We start from the raw sequence: 3,483 nt of genomic DNA on the forward strand, positions 1-3,483 counted from the left end.
ATTTTGAGTGTCCTTGAAGCTTTTCAAACCAATGCCTGCATTCATGCCTCCCGCTACGGTCAGGCGATCGCCGCTTTAGCCATTGCCAACGGTGCCCTCGCCGAAGTGTCTGTCAATGTCATTCGCCCCTTCTATCAGCGCAAGTTTACAATTCTCGAAGACGCCCTACGCAGTGCTTTACCCAACGACATTCCTTGGTTTTTGCATCGCGGTGAAGGGGCGATTTTTGCGTGGTTGTGGCTACGGGATTTACCCATGACGGATTGGGAATTGTATCAACACTTGAAACGAGCAGGTGTGATTGTTGTTCCCGGCAGTTCCTTTTTCCCCGGCTTAACGGAGCCGTGGCGCCACAAACAGGAGTGCTTACGCATTAGTCTCACCGCCAGTAATGAGGAAATTGCCCTTGGCATGCAACGACTGGCCGCCACCATTACCCAGGTTTACCAAGCATCTCCTAACTGTTTCTACTCTGAGATGTTGGCGTAGTTGTCTTTTTATCGTGTCGTTATAGCACTGATGGGCCAATAACTTATCCCTAGATCCCCTTAAATCTTCTGGGGTAACATTCAACCCCTGGACAAGGGGTGGCGCTTAGCCTATGCTGGGCAGTGTCTTGCTGTTTCTGGTTGAGGTAAGTTTGCCAATTTCTTGGTCAATAAAAAATAGTCCTTGCCCTTCTGTGCCAATGAGTTCAATCTTATCGAGGATACTTTTGAATAAAAATTCTTCTTGGTGTTGTTCAGCAACATACCACTGCAAAAACTGCAGTGTTGAATAGTCAGGTTCGCTATTGGCTAAATGCACTAGCTCGTTTATTTTGCGAGTGACAAACTGTTCATGCTCATAGACTTGGTTAAACATCTCCTTAAGAGAAGCAAAGTTGTGGGGAGGAGCTGCTATATCCTTCAAAATTGCTAGGGCACCGGTCTCGTGCATATAGCTCAGGAGACGCCGCATGTGCGCCATTTCTTCATCGGCATGTTGCCCAAGAAAAGTAGCACATCCTTCCAAGGCTTTGTGAGCACACCAAGAGCTCATCTGCAAATAGAGGTAGGCTGAGAACATCTCAAGGTTAATCTGTTCATTTAGGCGATTGATCATTGCTGAAGATAACATGGTTCATTCTCCACTCGTACAATTGAAGAGACTGCGAGCCGCACTGCTGGCAACTGCTGCAGTGGCTAGGGGTGATTTTTTGGACTCGCCCTTTGGCTATGAGCTGCTCAATCATAGGCTCAATGAGACTCGGTGGCGATCGAAAATGATTCACCAACTCCTCAATGGAAACCACTTGGCGCTTCTTAATATAGTCCTGCAATTCCAAAAGCATGATTACACCTCCTGTGGCGAGGAAAAGTGCCGGCGATCGCCGTAATACTTCAAGGCCATGATCACAATTGCCATCACTACTCCTAGGCTGACTAACCACAGTGCAGAAAACACAGGATGAGCAGTAAAGGTCATGATCTGATAGTAACCAGTGGCAACCCAGTAGGCGAAGCCCGTTGTCCAAGTGACTACAAAGATTGTCCAGCCCAGATTGGTTTCTCGATAGACTGCAGCAGTGGCTGACACACAGGGAAAGTAGAGCAAGACAAATAGGAGGAAGGCGATCGCTGCTGTTGGTGTACCAAACTGCTGTACCATCTGACCAAATGTGGTGTAGTGCACCTGCTGCACTTCAGCCGCTGCTTTGGGATTATCCGCCCCTTGCAATACCTGAAACCCTAAAGGATCAAGCATCTGCTGCCCTAGTTTGCTGAGATTTTCCGGAACACTCAGCACTGCTTGCCTCAGTTGTTCCCAAACTGAAAATGGTGCCGCATCGTCTCCAGCGCTAGCCTCCTGAGACTCCTGCCGGGCTAGTTCTGTATAGAGAGCATCCATTGTCCCCACCATCACTTCCTTGGCAAACACGCCCGTAAAGAGTCCCACAGTAGCCGGCCAGTTGTCTGGCTCGATTCCCATAGGTGAAAATACGGGCGTAATTTGACGGCTAAAGGCACTTAAAATCGACTGCGTACTATCCTTTTTGCCAAAACTGCCATCGGTGCCCACAGAGTTGAGTAGCCCCAGAATGACCACAAGGGTCACAATCATCTTGCCGGCTCGGCCGAGAAACGCTTTTAGCCGTTCCCAAGCTCGAAGGAACACCCCCCTCAACGTAGGCAAATGGTAGGGAGGTAACTCTATTACAAAAGGTGCAATTTCCCCTTGAAAGAGAGTGCGTTTCATCACAAATCCGGTAAAGATTGCTGCTACAATTCCCGACAGGTAGAGCAAAAATACAATATTTTGACCATTGCGGGGGAAGAAAGCCGCAACAAGCAGAGCATAGACCGGTAGGCGGGCACCGCAGGACATAAAAGGAACCATGAGAATCGTCATCAAGCGATCGAGCCGATTTTCAAGGGTGCGAGTAGCCATGATGCCGGGGATATTGCAGCCGAAGGACACTATCATTGGCAGAAAGGATTTGCCGGGCAAGCCCATCCAGCGCATCAGTCGATCCATGACAAAGGCTGCCCGTGCCAAATAACCGCTGTCCTCAAGGAAGGTAAGAAAAATAAAAAGCAGGCCAATCTGGGGAATAAATGTTGCTGTGGTTTGGATGCCACCACCCACTCCCTCTGCCAGCAGACCAATTAACCAACCAGGGGCATGGAGGGTTTCTAGAACTTGGGTTGGCCAGCCCACAACCAATGCTCCCACCCCAATATCAAAGAAGTCAATGAAGGCACCGCCAACGTTGATTGAAATTAAAAACACCATGTACATGACGCCCAAAAAGATGGGAACCCCCAACCAGCGGTTGAGAACAATTTGGTCTATGCGATCCGAAACTGTTGTGGCCGGGCGATCGCCCCGTTTCAAAACATCCGCCATTAGATGGTGAATCCAGTGATAGCGACTGTCGGCAATCACAAGATCAATATCTTCTTCTAGGGTTTGGTGAATCCGTCGTCGCCATTGATGGAGGTGGGGCACCTCCTCCTTGGGGACAGATTCTAGATATTGCAGCCAAGCCAAGGCTTGTCCTCGATCCTTAGCACCTTTAGTCAGCAAATCAGCAATTGCCTCTTCAATGATAGGGAGTTGAGGCGCCCTAACAGTGACAATTGGCCGATCTTGAAGAGCTAGGCGAATTGCTTGCCGCAGTTGATCAAAGTAGGGCTTTTGTTTGGCGCAAAAAGGAAGAACCGGAATGCCTAAACGCTGGCTGAGCACTTGGCTATCAATACTAATTCCATTAGCCTGTGCTCTGTCAATCATGTTTAGCACTAATATAAGCGGCACGCCTCGGTCTAGCAACTGGGAGGTCAGGTAAAAATTACGCTCCAGGTTAGCAGCATCAAGGATGTTTACGACTAAGTCATACGCCTCCTCTAGCAAGAAATTACGGGCAATTTGCTCGTCAACTCCAGTGCCCTCTTCAGCATCGAGGGCATAGACGCCTGGCAAATCCACCACCTCTACTAC

Annotated in this window: 3 protein-coding genes and 1 pseudogene; 1 reads left to right on the forward strand and 3 read right to left on the reverse strand. The window is 49.1% G+C overall.

Features of this window, described 5'->3' with window-relative positions; genetic code table 11:
* A pseudogene (locus H8Q75_RS03980) lies at window positions 1–489 on the forward strand (valine--pyruvate transaminase); the annotation flags it as partial.
* 105 nt (window positions 490–594) lie between these two features.
* Here H8Q75_RS03980 and ftnA read toward each other — a convergent pair.
* The 3 genes from ftnA to feoB form a co-directional block, all read right to left on the reverse strand.
* Window positions 595–1,119 carry a non-heme ferritin gene (gene ftnA, locus H8Q75_RS03985; protein WP_024124787.1) on the reverse strand — a complete coding sequence of 175 codons (525 nt, stop codon included), beginning with the start codon at window positions 1,117–1,119 and terminating at the stop codon, window positions 595–597.
* Window positions 1,085–1,333 carry a FeoC-like transcriptional regulator gene (locus H8Q75_RS11935; protein WP_024124786.1) on the reverse strand — a complete coding sequence of 83 codons (249 nt, stop codon included), beginning with the start codon at window positions 1,331–1,333 and terminating at the stop codon, window positions 1,085–1,087. Before H8Q75_RS11935 ends, ftnA begins: the two co-directional genes overlap by 35 nt.
* 2 nt (window positions 1,334–1,335) lie before the next feature.
* The coding region (gene feoB, locus H8Q75_RS03990; RefSeq protein WP_297040706.1) for a Fe(2+) transporter permease subunit FeoB at window positions 1,336–3,483 on the reverse strand (2,148 nt) is incomplete at its 5' end.

The organism is Thermosynechococcus sp. OHK43, from assembly GCF_014466085.1.
GTDB lineage: Bacteria > Cyanobacteriota > Cyanobacteriia > Thermosynechococcales > Thermosynechococcaceae > Thermosynechococcus.